Origin of the sequence: Streptomyces sp. NBC_01304 (assembly GCF_035975855.1) — a bacterium.
Taxonomy (GTDB): Bacteria; Actinomycetota; Actinomycetes; order Streptomycetales; family Streptomycetaceae; genus Streptomyces.
This window is the reverse complement of the sequence record NZ_CP109055.1, coordinates 9,131,050-9,148,114: the sequence shown is the minus strand read 5'-3', so window position 1 is coordinate 9,148,114 and position 17,065 is coordinate 9,131,050. Positions and strand designations below refer to the sequence as shown.

Genomic DNA, 17,065 nt, shown 5'->3' with positions numbered 1-17,065 from the left:
TAAGCTCCTGATGTGGTGCTCCAAACCCCTCATTGCTCGAAACCTCTCCAAACCTCTCCAATCCCGGATTCCGAAGGGAGTCGACGTGCTGCAGTCGAATACCGCGTGGGCCGCAGAACTTGCTGGGGATTCACCGGGAGAAGGACTGCATGACGTCTTCGCAGGACACGCCCGCGCGCACCCGCGGCACATGGCCCTGGTGGCCCCGGACGCACGGATTTCCTACGGCGAATTGGACGCCCGCGCCGAGGAATTGGCCCGCCGGCTTGCCGCCGCGGGCGTCGCGCAGGGGCACCTCGTGCCGATTCTGCTGCCGCGCTCCGTCGACATGGTCGTCACGCTCCTTGCCGTCCTCAAGCTCGGGGCCGCCTACGCGCTGCTCGACGCGGACTGGCCGCCCAGCCGCCTCCAGGCGGTGGTCGACCAGCTCCGGCCGCCGCTCGTCGTCGCCCGGCCGGGCGTGGTGGCCGAGTTGTCCGCGCCGCTGTGGACACCGGCCGACGGCATGACGGGAGCAGAACCCGCCCGCCCCTCAGGCCCCGCCCGCTCCTCAGACCTTGCACGACCCGAGGTCGCCGTACGCGGCTCCGACGCCTGCTCGGTGTTCTTCACCTCGGGCACCACGGGTCGGCCCAAGGGGGTGGTCACCCCGCACCGGGCGACGGCGCGGCTCTTCCGGGAGGGCACCTTCGCGCGTTTCGACCGGGACACGGTCATCCCCCTTGCGGCGGCGCTGCCTTGGGACGCGTTCTCCCTCGAACTCTGGGGTGCGCTGTACAACGGCGGCACCGGCGTCCTGATCGACGAGCCGTTCCTGACGGCCGAGGCCCTGCGCGCGATGGTCGCCGGCCAGGGGGCGAACACGGCGTGGCTGACCAGCAGCCTGTTCAACCTGATCGTCGATGAGGACCTGGCGGCGATGGACGGCCTGACCCAGGTCGTCATCGGCGGCGAGCGCCTGTCCGCCCGGCACGTCGCCCGCTTCGTCGACCGGTTCCCCGACACGGCCCTGCTCAACGGCTACGGCCCCGTCGAGAGCACGGTGTTCGCCACCACGCACCGCATCACCGCCGCGGACTGCACCCGGGACGGCGGCATCCCGCTGGGCCGCCCGGTGCCCGGCACCGCCGTCTTCGTCCTGCTGGGCGACCGCCCCTGCGCGCCCGGGGAGCCGGGAGAGATCTGCGTCGCGGGCGACGGCCTGGCCCACGGCTACCTCGGCGAACCTGCCCTCACCGCCGAGAAGTTCACCCATGTCGACATCGACGGCGAGCAGGTCCGGCTGTACCGCACCGGGGACCTCGGCACCCGGGACGACCAGGGCGTCATCGAGTACCGCGGGCGGATCGACCGGCAGGTGAAGATCCGCGGCAACCGCGTCGAACCGGCCGAGGTGGAGCGGCAGATCGAGCACCTGCTCCCGTACGTGGCCGACTGCCGCGTGGTGCCCCGCTGGAACGAACGTGGCAACGTCCACGAGCTGGTGGCCTTCTGCCTGCCGAGCGGGACGGACGACATGCCGCCGGGCGTACCGGCGATCGCATCACCGGGCGTACCGGCGATCACACCACCCGCCGTACCGGCGATGACGCCACCGGACGAACCCGAGATCCTGGCGATCCTCAGCCGCCATCTGCCCGCCTACCAACGCCCCGCCGCCGTCGTCTTCGTCGACTCCTTCCCGCTGACCGGCACCGGCAAGCTGGACGACCGCGCCCTGCTGGTACGCGTACCCGAGGCGCCTGCCGAGAACGAGCAGGGCCCCGTCGAAGACCCGCTCGTCCGCCTGGTCGCCGAGGAGTTCGCCGCCGTACTGGGCACCCGTTCCGTCCCACCGCACGCCTCCTTCTTCGAGCTGGGCGGCACCTCGCTGGGTGCCGCCCGGGCGTGCACACGGATCGGCAAGCGTGCGGGCCGGCCCGTACCGCTGTCGATCCTGTACGAGTACGCGTCGGCCCAACATCTCGGAGAATGGCTGCAGTTGGCGCGTACCGCGACTGCCGAGCAACCGGCGAGCGGCGAAGTCCCGCTGACCCCCATGGAGTTGGTCTTCCTCACCCGCCACCTGACGGCGCCGCACGACCGGTCCGGATACTGCCTGATGACGTGGCAGCTGGACGGGCCGCTCGACCAGGACGCCCTGGAGTCGGCCGTCGCCGCCGTGCACGAGCGGCACGAGGTGCTGCGTACGGCCTTCCAGGTGGATCCCCGGCCGCACGCCGAGGTGACCGACATCCCCGCCCCGCCCCTGGAACTCCTGGACGCCCGACCGACGGTGGACGACGCGGTCGACGCGATGCGGCAGCTCTTCGACGAGCCGCTCGAACCGCTGGACGCCGACGTGTGGCGCACCGCGCTGGTGCCGGTGTCCGACACCGGCAACTGGCTGTTCGGGCTGTTGGTGCACCACATCGCCTTCGACGGCCGGTCGGAATCCGTCCTGGCGCGTGACCTCTCCGACGCCTACGCCGGACGTGAACCGCGCCCCGCCCCGCCGACCCTGGCCGAACGGGCCCGGCTGACGACGGCGGCCACCGCCACGACGGACGCGGCAGGGCGAACGGAGGGCATACGCAGGGAACGCATACGGGACGAGCTCCAGGACGTACCCGAGATCAATTGGCCCGAACGGCCCGACCCCCGGGAATCCGGGACCGCGCACCTCGACGCGACCGTCCCCACGGCCATGACGGCGCGCCTCGACGCGCAGGCCGCGGCACTCGGCGTGAGCCGCTTCGTGGTGCTCCTGTCGGCCTGGGCGGACACCCTGGCCGAGGTCTGCGGACAGCGGGACTTCGCGGTGGGCGTGCCCGTCGCCGAACGCACGGTCCCGGAGCTTGAGCAGAGCATCGGCTGCCTGATCAACATGGTGCCGGTGCGCCTGCGCGGCAACGCGGTGGGCGGCGGCGAGGACGGCATCCGGGAGACCGGCCGGCTGGTTCACCAGGCCTTCGGCCGCAGCGACGTCCCCTTCACCGACATCGCCCGAGCCGTCGCACCGGCCACGTCCGGGCGGCCGCCGGTGTTCCAGTCCCTCTTCGCCCTCCAGGACAACCCGCCGCCCCGGCTCGACCTGCCCGGCGTCACCGCCACGCATCTGCGTCAGCCGTACGCAGCCCTTCCCCTGGAGCTGCACCTGGAGGTGTGGCCGGACGAGGACGGCGCGCTGGACGCGGTGCTCTCGTACCGGCGGGCCGCCGTCACCGCGGCCACCGCACTGACCCTGCTCAAGGGTTTCCATGACCGAATCGCCCTGATCGCAGCGGGAGTTGCGCCGTGACCGTCTCCACCTACACCCCTGCCGACCTCGTCGACCCGGACCTGCACGCCTCCGGGGAGGTGCACCGGCTCTGGCGCTGGATGCGGGAGCACGCCCCGGTCCACTGGCACGAGCCCGGCGCCCTGCCGGGCTTCTGGTCCCTCACCCGGTACGAGGACGTCCGGCACGCGTACCAGAACCCCGGCGTCTTCAGCTCGGCGCACGGCGTCCTGCTGCGGCCGACGGAGCTGGGCGAGGACCCCGGCAGCGGCCTGACCATGGCCCTGACCGATCCGCCCCGGCACCGCGCCCTGCGCGGGCAGGTGGCCGACCGGTTCACCGAGCGGTGCGCCCGTTCCCTGGCGGACGAGATGCGCGCCGAGATCCACCAAGTCGTCCTGCGTGCGGTGGAGTTGGGCACCTGTGACGTCGTTCACGACATCGGAGCCCGGCTCTCCAGCTACAACATCTCCCGACTGCTCGGCGTACCGCCCGAGGACCGCGAGCAGCTGCTGACGTGGAGCACCGAGGCGTTCGAGTCCGGCAAGCCCCTCACCAGCCACGTGCCGCTGATGCGCTACTTCATCGACATGATGTACGCGCGGATGGAGACGCCGGCCGACGACGCGATGGGCATGTTCGTCAACAACGAGGTGCAGGGTGACCTGCTGACCGAGACGGAGATCCTGCTCGGCGTCGAGAACCTCGTCGGAGCGTCGGAGAACGCGGGGCTGTCGATGGCCTCGGGAGTCCTCGCCCTCGCCGAACACCCGGAGCAATGGCAGCGGTTGGCGCGGGAGCGGGACGGCGACTTCGTCAGGACCGCGGCGGAGGAGGTGCTGCGCTGGACGAGCAGCGCCACCCACAGCATGCGAACAGCCGTACAGGACACGGTCATCGGGGATCAGCGCATCGCCGCCGGGGACCGGGTCGTGCTGTGGATTCCCTCGGCCAACCGGGACGGGTCGGTGTTCACCGAACCCGACCGCTTCGACCTCGGCCGGCAGCCCAATCGCCATCTGGCGCTGGGCACCGGCGAGCACGTCTGCATCGGGAGCACCATGGCCCGCCACCAGATGCGGATGCTCCTGGAGACACTGGCGGAGCTGGTCACCGTGGTCGAACCGGCCGGAGCCGCGGAGCCGTTGCGCTCGATCACGGTGAACGGCCCGGCACACGCCCCGGTGCGCCTGGTCGCCCGCTGAGTCAGGCCTTCGCGCTCTCCGTCGGCGCGGGCGCGACCTGCTCCGGGATCCGCTTGCTCTGCGCCCAACGTACGGCGAAGGGCGCGGCCAGGCCCGTCAGCGCGAACAGGGCGCCCAGGACGTACCAGCCGGGACGCCCCCAGGTGATGCACAGCGAGATGAGCAGCGCCGGTCCCAGCGCGTCGGCCAGCCCCGCGCCCAGGCCGAACACGCCCAGGTACTGGCCGGTGGCGTGCCGCGGGGCGAGCGCGAAGGACACCTCGAACCCCGCGGCGGAGTACCAGAGTTCACCGATCGTATGGATCACGGCAGCGGTGAGGAGCAGTGCCGCGGCGGCCCACCCCGGGACGCCCGCGGCCAGCGAAATCAACGCGCAGGACACGAAGAAGGCCACGCCCGCCCGGCGGTAGGCGCCGCCGCCGGCCGTCGGGGAGTCGATGGTGCGGCTCGCTCGCACCTGGAAGGCGATGACGATGAAGGTGCTGGTGAGGATCGTGCCCGAGATCAGCCAGTGCGGGGCGGCGGTGGCACCGACGAGCCACAGCGGGATGCCCACGGTGAGCACCTTGAACTGGACGGCCATCATGCCGTCGAGGGCGGTGAGCACCAGGTAGGGGCGGTCACGCACGGCGGTCCAGCGAGGGCCGGCGACGGCGGGGACCGGTGCGACCGAGGGCAGGAGCAACAGGATCGAGGCAGCGACCACGAAGGCCACCGCATTGCCGATGACCATGAGTTGATACGCGGTGAGCGAGCCGACCTGGACCACCCAGCCCGCAAGCACGGCACCGAGGGAGATGCCCAGGTTGGTCACCGCACGCAGATACGCCCGGAACTCCTGCGGCCGGTCCCCTCCGTAGTGCCTGATGAGCGGGGAGCGCGCGGCCACTGAGGCCGTCCTCGCCCCGGCGGCCGCGCAGACCGCGAGCACGAACGGCCAGAAGCTGTCCGCCAGTACGAACCCGGCCGTGGCCAGCGCCTGGACGGCAAGGGTCGCCGCATAGACACCGCGCGCCCCGTACCGGTCCGCCAGATGCCCGACGGTGACCCCCAGGGTCAGCGCGACGATCCCGGCCACGCCGAGCCCGAGTCCCACCTGCTTCGCCGAGAGGTGCACCGCCTGGGTGAAATACAGCACGCCGGCCGTCAGATAGAGGCCGTAGCCGATGGTGTAGACGAAGTTCACGGCCGCGAGGACCCGTTGCGGGGCGCTGTCCGGTATCAGGCGGGGCATGCAGGAAACTCCACGTCACGGGTGGGAGGCAAGTGCCGCAAGCTTGTTGTGCGCCACGTCCAATATCAAGAGCGGCGGATAGCGAGAGCGGCGGACCGCAGCAGACCTCCCACGGCCCGTCGCTACGATCATGGCCATGACGGCACCAGAACCGACCATCGTCGCGACCTCCGGCGGACACCGCCTCGGGGCTCGCACCCGGGTGCAGTTCGACTCCCTGGTGCATCACGCGGTCGACCTCTCCGGTGTGCACGGCCGACGCCCCCGGATCATGTACGTCGGTACGGCCATCGGGGACGCCGAACACTTCGCGTCGCGCATGACCGAGGCCGCGCGGGTCGCGGGGTTCGACCTGACGCCGTTGCACCTGTTCCCCATGCCCAACGTGGAGGACGTCGAGGGCGCCGTGCTGGAGCACGACGTCGTCTGGGTCATGGGCGGCTCGGTGGTCAATCTCCTCGCGGTGTGGCGGGCGCACGGCCTGGACGCCATCATGCGCCGCGCCTGGCAGGCCGGGGTCGTGCTCAGCGGGGTCAGCGCCGGATCGATCTGCTGGTTCGAGGGCGGCGCGACCGACTCGTTCGGGCCCGAGCTGCGCCCCGTCACCAACGGCCTCGGCCTCCTGCCGTACGCCAACGGCGTGCACTACGACTCGGACGCGGGCCGGCGCCCGCTGATCCACCGCCTGGTCGCGGACGGCACCGTCCCGACGGCGCACTGCACGGACGACGGAGTGGGCCTCGTCTACCGGGGCACGGAGCTGGTCGAAGCGGTCACGGAACTGCCGGGCAAGGGCGCGTACGTGGTCCGCCCCGAGGGCGACAGCGCGGTGGAAGAGCGCATCGAGCCGCGGCGCCTGCCCTCCTCCTCACCCTGATCCGGCGCACCACCGCATGAACCGCACGGACCGCGGGCGGGGTCATCACCGCCGCTCCAGCTGCAACTTCAGCCCCTCAGGCATCAGCGTGAGCCGTTCCACGACCCGCAGCCGGTAGTCCGGCTCGGGCCGCAGGTCGTACCGGCGCAGCAGCAGCCCCAGCACCAACGTCGCTTCGTGCAGGGCGAATTGGCGGCCGATGCAGGCGCGGGCGCCGGTGCCGAACGGCTTGAAGACGTGGCCGGGCCGGGCACGTACGGCCGCGGGCGCGAACCGGTCCGGGTCGAAGGTCTCGGGCCGCTCGCCCCAGGCAGCCGGGTCGCGGTGCAGCATCGCGGTGAGGACCAGCGCCCAGGCGCCGCGCCGCATCGGGTGGACGCCGCCGAGCGTGGTGTCCTGCCGGGCCTCGCGGGCGAACGCGGGGGCGGTGGGCCACAGGCGCATCGCCTCGTCCAGGATCCGGCGTACGTAGCGGAGCTTGGCGACCTGTTCGTACGCGGGCTCCGCCACGTCGCCCCAGATCTGGTCCACCTCCGCCTGGGCGCGGGCCAGGATCTCGGGGTGCTGCGCCAGGTAGTGGAGGGCGAACGACAGGGCGCCCGAGGTGGTTTCGTGGCCGGCGACCAGGAAGGTGATGACCTGGCGGCGGATGTTCTGCACGGACAGGCGCTCCCCGGTGTCGGGGTGGGCGACCTCCAGCATCCGGTCGAGCAGGTCCCCCGAGCCCGGCTCGCGCGCGCTGCGGCGGGCCGAAATCACCGCGTCCACCGTCTCGTTGAGGTACGCCGTATCGGCGGCGTTGCGCCGCTCGGCGCCGCGAAGGAGCAGCGGGGCGAGCACCGGCGGCACGACGTTGCGACGCTGGGCGTGCGAGAGCGTGCCGATCATCGCCCTGACGAAGGGGTGCGGCCGCTCCCGCTCGAAGGAGCCGAAGTCATGGCCGAAGCCGGTGCGCGAGATCGTCTCCAGGGTCAGCTTCGTCATGTCGCCCGGCACGTCCACGGCGTCGCCCGCCGCCTCCCGCGCGTCCCAGCGGCTCATCAGCTGCCCGGCCACCTCCAGCATCAGCTGGTGGTAGCCGGCCATCGCGTCCCGGCTGAACCCCGGCGCCAGAATGTCGTGCGCCAGCTGCCAGTTGGGCTCGTGGTTGTACGCCGTGAACAGTCCGTCGCCCGCGACCGGCCGCAGATTGGCCACGCCCAGACCGACGTGCTTGGCGAACCGCGCCTCGTCGGCCAGCTCGGCCGCCAGATCCGCGCCCCAGACGAAGACGATCTCCTTGCCGAATCCCTTGCGCCGGAAGATCGGGCCGAGGGTCCGGGCGATCACCATCGAATCCTGCACCGGCGTACGGACGTTGGCGCCGATCACGTCACCGATCAGCGGGATGCGGCGCGGCGGATGCGGGATGCGCCCGAGCTCCGGCCAGCCGAGCTCCGCACTGCGGAATCCGCGCGGCTGCGGCGCACCGCCCGGGCCGGCCCCCGGACTCCCCTCGCCCGCCGCACTCCCCGCCGGCTGCGTCAACTGCGCCATCCGAGCCATCTCCCTTGTGCCGCAGGGCCGTTGGGCCTTGTTGTACGTGGATTCAATAGCGCCTCCCAGTGTGCTGCCGCTATTGAATCCACGTCAAGTAAGGTGCTGCCATGGCCGCGAAGGAGCGTGAGGCGCAGGGCGGGGCGGCACACACCCGCACGCGCCGCCGGCTGAGTACCGACGAGCGCCGGGAGCAACTGCTGACGGTGGGGGCGCGGCTCTTCGCGCAGAATCCGTACGACGACGTGTGGATCGAGCAGGTCGCCGAGATCGCCGGTGTCTCCCGCGGGCTGCTCTACCACTACTACCCGACCAAGCGGGACTTCTTCACCGCCGTGATCGAGCGCGAGAGCAGACGCATGCTGCGCCTGACCGCGGCCGCCCCCGGTGTCCCGGTCCTGGAGCAACTCGGCACCGGCCTCGACACGTTCCTCGACTACGTGGCGACCCACGCCGAGGGCTTCCGGGCCTTCCACCGCGCCGAGGCCGCGGGCGACCCGACCGTGCGCCGCGTCTACAAGGAGGGCCTGGCCGCCCAGGAACGCCAGATCCTCGCCGCCCTCGCCGCCGACCCGCAGACCGCGGGCGCCACCCAGGACCTGCCCACCCTCCGCCTGGCCGTCCGCGGCTGGCTGGCCTTCCTCGTCGCGGTCTGCCTGGAGTGGCTGGAGGAACCGGGGCTCGCCCGCGAAGAAGTGCGCGACCTGTGCGCGCGGGCGCTGCTCGGGGCGATCACGGTCTGAGGAGAGCGCGGACCGAGGTTCCGCGCGTGCCGGAGAAGGCCGACACTGCCCTGGTGAACTGTGCGGCCCCGCAGGCACTTTGGAGTCATGGAACTCATGGTCTCGGTCAAGGACGGCGAAGTATGGGCGGACGACTCGGGCGGGAGCGGTCTGCCACTGGTCCTGCTGCACCCCGGAATCGGTGACTCCACCATCTGGGACAAGCTCCTGCCGCACCTCGTACAGAACCACCGGGTGATCCAGTACGACGCACGCGGCTTCGGCCGCTCCCCTGCACCCGCCGCCCCGTACTCCCAAGCCGCGGACTTGGCCGCCGTCCTCGACCACTTCGAGCTCGCCCGCGCGGTCCTGGTGGGCACCAGCATGGGTGGCGCCACCGCGCTGAGCCTGGCCGTGGGCGACCCGGGCAGGGTGGCTGGGCTCGCCCTGTTCTGTCCCGGGGTCACCGGATACGAAGGGCTGGCCGCACCGGAGTTCATGGCCCAGGTGGAGGCCTTCGCCAAGAGCGGCGACATGGACGGTCTCCTTGCGCTGTGCCTGCGCACCTGGGGCGCGGCCGGTACCGGCGACGACCCCGAGGCCGTCGCCCAGCTGCGCGGGGCACTGCCGAGCTGGTTCACCACCCACCCGCATCAGGTCCCGGACCCGCCCGCCTTCGACCGGCTCGGCGAGCTGGCGGTCCCGTGCCTGCTGGCCCTCGGCGAGCAGGACCAGCCCGAGGTGGTCCGCTGCAACGAGGAGATGGCCGCGCAGATCCCGGGCTGCCGCCTGGTGCGGATGCCGGGCTGCGACCACCTGCCGACCCTGCGCGCTCCGGAGGCGGTGGCCCAGCTGATCCTCGAGCTGTGCGAGGGCGTGCGCTGAGGTCCCGCCCGACGGCGGGCGCCGGCCGCCCGCCGTCGGCGTGGGCCGGACCGTACGCGATGATGTGCGCATGATCAGACCCGTGCGTATCGCTGTGCTGCTCGCGCTGCCGTTGGTCCTCGCCGCGTGCGGCAGCGAGGTCGCCGGCGGCTCCGGTGACTCCGGCAGCTCCGGCGGCTCGGCTGAGCAGGCCGCGGACCGTGGGGAGCTCGAAGCCCGCGCGCAGGCGATCCAGGTGGCGATCGAGAACGTGTACGTGACCGAGGTGCCCGACTTCACCGTGGCCGAGCAGTCCGTGGGCGTCATCGGGGACGACGGCTTCTCGGCCACCTACGTACGCCGGGACCCGGCCGCCCAGATCCAGCTGTCGGTCGACCGCGGCACCGTCGACGCCACGACCTGCCCGGGCTTCGGCGGCAGGGCGGCGGCCGGGCAGGCCACCTGCGAGAAGGACGGCAAGGGCTGGTACAGCAGCGGCAGCGGCCGGCACGCCTACCTGATCCCGGTGACGGGCCGCCTGCTGAGGCTGAGCGCGGACCGGGCCGCCGTCGAGCGGGACGCCCTGCGCCGAGCCGCCGAGCAGGCCCACCCGGCGAGCGACGCCGAACTCACCGACGTACTCCCTCCGTTGCCCGAGAACGCCCCGACCGCTCCGGTGGAACGCGGCGACCTGCCCCCGGAGGGCGACGGGGCACCCGACAACGGCGTGGGCGTCGGCGGCTGAGCCACCCGCCGAGCCCCCGGCCTAGGGCGTGTCCGGCGGATCTTCGTGGAAGAGCCCGCGGCGTCTGGTGCGTGCTCTCGGCGTGCGCCCGGATCGCCCTCGTACTGGACGTACTTGGGTGATTCGGGCGTGCGGCGAGCGGGGGCACCCCCGGCCGGAGGCTGGGGGCGCGTGCCAGGCGTCGTGGGCCCGCGAAGATCCGCCGGACACGCCCTAGTCCGCGCGCCCCGTCGCCGCCACGGTCACCCCGAGCCCGATCATCGCGAGCCCCCCGGCCCCGCCCACCATGCCGAGCCGCCGCGGCGACCGGGCGAACCAGCCGCGTGCCGTGGCCGCGGCCAGGCCCCACACGCTGTCGGAGGCCAGCGCGATCGCGTTGAAGACCAGGCCGAGCAGCAGCATCTGCAGCATCACGTGTCCCTGCTCACGGTCGACGAACTGGGGCAGCACCGCGGCGAAGAACACCATGGTCTTGGGGTTGGCCACGCCGACCAGGAACCCTTCCCCCAGCGTGCGCAGACCGCCCCGCGCGACCGAGTCCGGGTCGGCGAACGCGGCCTGCAGCGCACCCCGTCGGCGTACGGCCTTGACCCCGAGGTACACCAGATACGCGGCGCCGACCAGCTTCAGCAGCGTAAAGACGAGGACCGAACGCTCCACGACGGCCCCGACGCCGAGCGCCACGGCAAGGACGAGGACGTACGCCCCGAGGGTGTTCCCCACCACGGTCATCAGCGCGGCCCGGCGGCCCTGCGCCAGCGCCCGGCCGACCACGAAGATCACGCTCGGGCCGGGGATCACGATCAGGAGGAAGGACATCGCCGCGAAGGCGAGCAAGCGATCGGTGGAGATCATGAGGTGCTGCCGTCCGTAGGCTTCATGCGCCGCAGCGTATAGATCGGCCTTTCGGCCGACACCTGGTTTTCCCGTGCCCTTGTACGCTCCATGAAGTGCGGAGCGAGAACATCACCACGACCCTGAGGGCACGTACCCGGCCGCTGGTCTTCGGCGCCCTCGGGCTGCTCGGGCTCTGCCTCCTCATCTGGATCGACAGCTGGGCCGACGCGCGCCTGGCCAACTTTTTCGTCGTGCTCTGGGCATCGGGCGGCGTCGCCGTGCTGGTCGGCGGGATCATCGTGCAGTGCCAGAGCATCCGGCAGGACCGCGTCCCCCGACCAGGACGGTGACATGAGCCACGCACCCCACCCCGCCCACCTCGCCGACGACACCCGCTACGCCTCCATGCCGTACGAGCGCTGCGGCCGCAGCGGTGTGCTGCTCCCCCGGTTCGCGCTCGGGCTGTGGCACAACTTCGGCGACGGCGACCCCCTGGAGCGCCAGCGCGCCGTGCTGCGGCGGGCCTTCGATCTCGGGATCACGCACTTCGATCTGGCCAACAACTACGGCGTTCCGTACGGCAGCGCCGAGGCCAACTTCGGCCGGCACTTCCGCGCCGACTTCCGGCCGTACCGTGACGAGCTGTTCCTCGCCACCAAGGCGGGCAACGAGATGTGGCCGGGCCCGTACGGCGAGGGGGGCTCGCGCAAGCATCTCCTGGCGAGCCTGGACCAGTCGCTCGCGCGCATGGGTGTCGAGTACGTCGACGTGTACTACTCGCACCGGCCCGACCCGGACACTCCGCTCGAGGAGACGATGGGCGCGCTGGCCACGGCGGTGCGCCAGGGCAAGGCGCTGTACGCGGGGTTGTCGAACTACAGCCCCGGGCAGACCGTCGAGGCGGCCGCCCTGCTGGCCGACCTGGGTGTGCCGCTGCTGCTCAACCAGCACCCGTACTCGCTGCTGAAGCGGCAGGTCGAGGGCGGGCTGCTGGCCGCCTCCGAGCGTTCCGGGGCAGGCCTCGTCGTCTTCTCGCCGCTCGCGCAGGGGCAGCTCACCGATCGCTATCTGCACGGCATTCCGGCCGATTCCCGCATGGCCACCTCGCGGTTCCTCTCCTCCACCGCGCTCACCGACGAGCGGCTCGTGCTGCTGCGCGCCCTCGACGAACTGGCGCGTGGCCGCGGCCAGTCGCTGGCCCAGCTGGCGCTCGGCTGGCTGCTGCGCGAGCCGCGGGTGACCTCGGTGCTGGTCGGCGCGAGCAGCGTGCGCCAGCTGGAGCAGAACCTCAGCGCGCTGGACTCCCCCGCGTTCGGCGCGGACGAACTCGCGGAGATCGACCGGCTGTCGCTCGCGGCGGGCATCGAACTCCCCGGCCGCGCCTGAGGGTCCCGTTCGAGTCTGATCGCTGCACGGCTCTTGGCTGTGCGCCCACAGGCGGCAACACTGACCCGATGACACAGCGCGTGGACCTTGCGACCGTGATGGACCAGCTGGCCATCGACGCTTTGATCACCGACTACGCGGGCGCCGTGGACGACAGTGACTGGACCGCCTACCAGGCCCTGTTCAGCCCGGACGGCCGCGCCGACTACAGCTCGGCCGGCGGCATCGAGGGCGGCGCCCGCGAGGTCGCCGACTGGCTCGCCGAGACCTTGCAGATGTTCCCGATGCGCCAGCACCTGATAGTGAACCGGAAGATCCGCTTCGAGATCGTCGACGGGAACGTCGGGGACACCGCCCAGGTCCGCGCCGACTACTACAACCCCATGCGCATGGACCCCCAGGGCGCCGACCCCGACTTCGAGTGCGGCGGCAGGTACACCTTCTCCGTCCTGCGCACCCGGGTCGGCTGGCGGGTCACCCGGGTCGTGGTCCAGGAGAAGTGGCGCCGCATGAGCGGCCAGCTCGCCGGGGGCTGACCCGGGGCCGCCGCAGGAGAAGTGGCGCCGCATGAGCGGCCAGCTCGCCGGGGGCTGACCCGGGGCCGCCGCCCCGGCCCGACGCGCCCTGTCGGAGATCGCGAACGAAGCGCACACTGGCCGTGTACGGACCGAGCGTCGTCTGGGGCATGGGAGGCGCGGCATGGGCCCAACCGAAGACGACGGGGCCGAAGGGGCCGGCAAGCGGAGCCGGGCCGGGGCGCGGCTCGCCTCCCCCTGGTGGCGCGGCACGGCCGCCCTGCTCGCCGGGGCGCTGCCCGCCCTGGCCTTCCCCGAGCCGTCCTGGTGGTGGTTCGCGTACGTGGCCCTCGTGCCCTGGCTGCTGCTCGCCAGGTCGGCCCCCACCGGGCGCCGCGCGGCCCTCGACGGCTGGCTCGGCGGCCTCGGGTTCATGCTCGCGGCGCACCACTGGCTGCTGCCGAGCCTGCACGTCTTCACCGTCGTGATCGCCGCGCTGCTCGGTCTGCTCTGGGCGCCCTGGGGCTGGCTGGTCCGGCATCAGCTCGGGGAGCCGTCACGGGCCGGTGCCGCGGCCGCCCTGCTGGTGATCCCCGCCGCCTGGCTGATGGTCGAACTGGTCCGTTCCTGGGAGGGGTTGGGCGGCCCCTGGGGGCTGCTCGGATCGAGTCAGTGGCAGGTCACGCCCGCCCTGCGGGCCGCGTCGATCGGTGGTGTCTGGCTGGTCAGCCTGCTGATCGTGGCGGTGAACACGGGCCTCGCCGTACTGATCGCGATCCCTTCGGCCCGGGTCCCCGCGGCCGCCGGGGTCGTCGCCACGGCCGTCGTCACCGGGGCGATCTGGATCTGGGCCCCGACCCCGCACCGTGAGGGCCGGGCCCGTATCGCCGTCGTGCAGCCCGGCGTCGTGGACGGCATCGGCGGCGCTGACCGGCGCTTCGCCCTGCAGGAGGCGCTGACCCGCACCCTGGCCGGCCGGCACCCGGACCTCGTGGTGTGGGGCGAGTCCAGCGTCGGCGACGACCTGGCCGAGCGGCCCGAGCTCGCGCGGCGCCTGGCCCGGCTGTCCCGGGACGTGGGCGCCGAGATCCTGGTGAACGTGGACGCACGCCGCTCCGACCGGCCCGGCATCTACAAGTCGTCGGTCCTGATCGGCCCGGACGGACCGACCGGCGACCGCTACGACAAGATGCGTCTGGTCCCCTTCGGCGAGTACATTCCGGCCCGCGCCCTGCTCGGCTGGGCCACGTCCGTGGGCAAGGCGGCGGGCGAGGACCGCGTGCGCGGCACCCGGCCGGTGGTGATGCCGGTCGCGGGCGGCCTGAAGATCGGCCCGCTGGTCTGCTTCGAGTCGGCGTTCCCCGACATGAGCCGCCATCTCACCCGCGAGGGCGCCCACTTGCTGCTCGCCCAGTCCTCGACCTCGACGTTCCAGGGCAGTTGGGCCCCCGAGCAGCACGCGTCCCTCGCCGCGATCCGGGCCGCCGAGAACGGCCGCCCGATGGTGCACGCCACCCTCACCGGCGAATCCGCGGTCTTCGGGCCCGGTGGGGAACGCATCGGCGAACCCCTGCGCACCGACGAGAGCGCGGCCGCGGTCTACGACGTCCCGCTCGCCACCGGTCTGACGCCCTTCGCCCGGCTCGGCGCCTGGCCGGTGTACGGGGCGCTCGCCGTCCTCGCCGTGCTGTGCGCGGTCGAGGGCCTGCGCGCGCTCAGGCGCCCTGCCCGGCGCTCTCCAGAGCTCGCTCAAGGACCCGCTCGCACAGCTCATGGGTCGCCAGCGCGTCCCGGGCGCTGAGCACCTTGCCCGCGCGTACGGCGTCGAGGAAGGCGTGCACCACCTGCTCGATGCCGCGCTGCCTGGCCACCGAGACCCAGTCACCGCGGCGGCGCACGCTCGGCTGGCCCTTGTGGTCGACGATCTCGGCGAGGTTGCGGACCTCGCGCTTGGTGTCCTGCCCGGACACCTCGAGGATCTCCTCGGTGGAGCCGGAGAGCCGGTTCATGATGCCGAGCGCGGTGAATCCGTCCCCGCCCAGCTGCAGCACGACGTGGTGCATCAGGCCGTCCTTGATCCGCGCCCGCACCCCGATGTCGTCGATCGGCCCCGGCGCCAGGAAGCGCAGGGTGTCGACCACGTGGATGAAGTCGTCCAGGATCAGCGAGCGCGGGTCCTCAGGCAGCCCGACCCGGTTCTTCTGCAGCACGATCAGCTCGCGCGGGTGCTCGACGCACTGCGCGTAGCCGGGCGCGAACCGCCGGTTGAAGCCGACGGCGAGGCTGACGTTCCGTTCCTCGGCGAGCTCCACGAGGCGCTCGGCGTCGGCGAGTTCGTACGCGATCGGCTTGTCCACGTACGTCGCCACACCGGCCTCGACCAGCCGCGTGACGATCTCCGGATGGACGGCGGTCGGCGCGTGCACGAACGCGGCGTCGAGGCCCTGGGCGAGCAGCGCGTCGAGATCGGTGTGGCACTGCGCTTCGGGGATGTGATGCGTGGCCGCGACCTGGGCGAGGGTGGCCGGGGTGCGGGTCTGCAGATGCAGCTCGACGCCCGGGATCGTGGTGAGGACCGGCAGATAGGCCTTCTGTGCGATGTCGCCGAGCCCGATACAGCCGATCTTCACGCGCTTCTCCTTGCCTCCGGGACCCCGGCGCTCACGCCTGGCGGCCGGACCCCACCTGTCCTGTCTGTCCTGTCGTTGCAGCATACGTGGCCTGCGGGGGCCGCCAGTCGATGACGGATTCCATCGACTTGATCATGAAATTCGGACCGAGACGGGAGACGGAGGCGATGAAGGCGTTGCGGACGGCGCCGAGCGCGGCGTTGTCCAGCATCTCCAACTTGGCGGTGCGTACGGCCTGTTTGACGATCGCGCCGGTGCGCGGGAGGCGTTCCTCCGTGTACGTCGCCAGGTCGAGGTCCGCGGCCGAGCGGGCGTGATGGGCGAGGACGACGGCGTCCTCGATGGCCTGGTTGCCGCCCTGGCCGAGGGTCGGCGGCATGGCGTGCGCGGCGTCGCCGAGCAGGGCGGTGCGGCCGTGGTGGTAGGCGGGCAGCGGCTCTGCCATGTGCCGGACGTCGTTGCGCAGGATCTTCGCCGGGTCGGCGGCCTCGATGATCGCCGGGATCGGGTCGTGCCAGCCGGCGTAGAGGCGAGCGAGCTCGGCCCGCTCGTCGTCGTGGGCACGGCCGCCCTCGGGGGTGACGGCGGCGGCGTACGCGTAGATACGGCCGCCCTTGAGCGGGTGCGTGCCCCAGATGCGGCCGCGGCCCCAGCTCTCGTGCGGCTCGAAGGAGAGATCGGGGGCGTCGAGCACGATGCGCCAGGCGGTGAAGCCGGAGTAGACGGGCCCCGGGTGGTCGGGGAAGAGCACTTTGCGCACGCCCGAGTTGATGCCGTCGGCGCCGATCACGAGGTCGGCCTCGAGCTCTTCGCCACCGGTGCTGACGACGGCTCGGCGGTCGGCGCCGCCCGGGTCCACGAGACGGGCCGCGGCGGAGGTGCGCAGGCAGCCGGCCGGGAGGGCGGAGGTGAGGATGTCGACGAGTTCGGCCCGGTGGACCGCGATGAGTGAACCGCCGAACCTCGCCTGGATCGCCGCGGTGCTGGTGCGGGCCAGCCAGCGACCGCGCGCGGTGCGCATTCCGCCGTCGCCGGCCCAGCCGGCGAGGTCCCTGACCCGGTCGCCGAGGCCTATGACGTCCAGTGCGCGCTGGGAGTTGGGGGCGAGGCCGATGCCGGCGCCGACCGGTTCGAGGGAGGCGGCGCGCTCCAGGACGGTGACGCTCCAGCCCTGCTGGTGAAGTGCCACGGCCGCGGTGAGGCCGCCGATTCCGCCGCCGATGACGATTGCGTGTGACATGACTTCTCCCTCGAA

At 72.3% G+C, this 17,065-nt stretch carries 15 protein-coding genes; 10 read left to right on the top strand and 5 right to left on the bottom strand.

Translation table 11 applies throughout. The features are described from left to right. Positions 1-85: 85 nt before the first annotated feature. On the top strand, positions 86-3,280 hold the full coding sequence (locus OG430_RS40720; protein WP_327357694.1) for an amino acid adenylation domain-containing protein: 3,195 nt from the start codon (positions 86-88) through the stop codon (positions 3,278-3,280). After that, the gene (locus OG430_RS40715) at positions 3,277-4,464 is read left to right on the top strand and encodes a cytochrome P450 (protein ID WP_327357693.1); all 1,188 of its coding nucleotides are present in this window, start codon (positions 3,277-3,279) and stop codon (positions 4,462-4,464) included. The genes OG430_RS40720 and OG430_RS40715 overlap by 4 nt, the downstream gene beginning before the upstream one ends. Position 4,465: 1 nt before the next feature. Here OG430_RS40715 and OG430_RS40710 read toward each other — a convergent pair whose 3' ends face one another. Further along, the gene (locus OG430_RS40710; protein ID WP_327357692.1) at positions 4,466-5,698 is read right to left on the bottom strand and encodes an MFS transporter; all 1,233 of its coding nucleotides are present in this window, start codon (positions 5,696-5,698) and stop codon (positions 4,466-4,468) included. Between the two features lie 136 nt (positions 5,699-5,834). Between OG430_RS40710 and OG430_RS40705 the strand changes: the two genes are divergently transcribed. Beyond that, entirely contained in the window at positions 5,835-6,575 is a 741-nt protein-coding gene (locus tag OG430_RS40705; protein ID WP_327357691.1) for a peptidase E, read from the top strand. Between the two features lie 45 nt (positions 6,576-6,620). Here the strand turns inward: OG430_RS40705 and OG430_RS40700 are convergent, their stop codons facing one another. Next, entirely contained in the window at positions 6,621-8,111 is a 1,491-nt protein-coding gene (locus OG430_RS40700) for a cytochrome P450 (RefSeq protein ID WP_327357690.1), read from the bottom strand. A gap of 110 nt (positions 8,112-8,221) precedes the next feature. Here OG430_RS40700 and OG430_RS40695 point away from each other — a divergent pair, with 110 nt between their 5' ends. The 3 genes from OG430_RS40695 to OG430_RS40685 all read left to right on the top strand — a co-directional run bounded on the left by OG430_RS40695 (position 8,222) and on the right by OG430_RS40685 (position 10,442). Further along, complete coding sequence (locus OG430_RS40695) at positions 8,222-8,854, top strand: TetR/AcrR family transcriptional regulator (protein ID WP_327357689.1); 633 nt, start codon at positions 8,222-8,224, stop codon at positions 8,852-8,854. Positions 8,855-8,941: 87 nt separating this feature from the next. Further along, on the top strand, positions 8,942-9,718 hold the full coding sequence (locus OG430_RS40690; RefSeq protein WP_327357688.1) for an alpha/beta fold hydrolase: 777 nt from the start codon (positions 8,942-8,944) through the stop codon (positions 9,716-9,718). A 70-nt stretch (positions 9,719-9,788) separates the two neighbouring features. Then, positions 9,789-10,442 carry a hypothetical protein gene (locus OG430_RS40685; RefSeq protein ID WP_327357687.1) on the top strand — a complete coding sequence of 218 codons (654 nt, stop codon included), beginning with the start codon at positions 9,789-9,791 and terminating at the stop codon, positions 10,440-10,442. Positions 10,443-10,655: 213 nt separating this feature from the next. Here the strand turns inward: OG430_RS40685 and OG430_RS40680 are convergent, their stop codons facing one another. After that, positions 10,656-11,297 carry a LysE family translocator gene (locus OG430_RS40680; RefSeq protein ID WP_327357686.1) on the bottom strand — a complete coding sequence of 214 codons (642 nt, stop codon included), beginning with the start codon at positions 11,295-11,297 and terminating at the stop codon, positions 10,656-10,658. A gap of 95 nt (positions 11,298-11,392) precedes the next feature. On the opposite strand from OG430_RS40680, the gene OG430_RS40675 reads away from it, so the two are divergent. The 4 genes from OG430_RS40675 to lnt all read left to right on the top strand — a co-directional run bounded on the left by OG430_RS40675 (position 11,393) and on the right by lnt (position 14,981). Beyond that, positions 11,393-11,629 (top strand): hypothetical protein, encoded by a 237-nt coding sequence (locus OG430_RS40675; protein WP_327357685.1) that lies wholly within the window; start codon positions 11,393-11,395, stop codon positions 11,627-11,629. 1 nt (position 11,630) lies between these two features. Continuing rightward, a complete protein-coding gene (locus OG430_RS40670; RefSeq protein WP_327357684.1) occupies positions 11,631-12,665 on the top strand; it encodes an aldo/keto reductase in 1,035 nt (344 codons plus the stop codon). 68 nt (positions 12,666-12,733) lie between these two features. Beyond that, complete coding sequence (locus OG430_RS40665; protein WP_327357683.1) at positions 12,734-13,201, top strand: nuclear transport factor 2 family protein; 468 nt, start codon at positions 12,734-12,736, stop codon at positions 13,199-13,201. A 163-nt stretch (positions 13,202-13,364) separates the two neighbouring features. Further along, positions 13,365-14,981 (top strand): apolipoprotein N-acyltransferase, encoded by a 1,617-nt coding sequence (gene lnt / locus OG430_RS40660; RefSeq protein WP_327357682.1) that lies wholly within the window; start codon positions 13,365-13,367, stop codon positions 14,979-14,981. Here lnt and OG430_RS40655 read toward each other — a convergent pair. Continuing rightward, complete coding sequence (locus tag OG430_RS40655; protein WP_327357681.1) at positions 14,896-15,810, bottom strand: Gfo/Idh/MocA family protein; 915 nt, start codon at positions 15,808-15,810, stop codon at positions 14,896-14,898. The two genes, lnt and OG430_RS40655, sit on opposite strands and share 86 nt — an antisense overlap. Positions 15,811-15,841: 31 nt before the next feature. Then, positions 15,842-17,050 (bottom strand): FAD-dependent monooxygenase, encoded by a 1,209-nt coding sequence (locus OG430_RS40650; RefSeq protein ID WP_327357680.1) that lies wholly within the window; start codon positions 17,048-17,050, stop codon positions 15,842-15,844. Positions 17,051-17,065 lie beyond the last annotated feature (15 nt).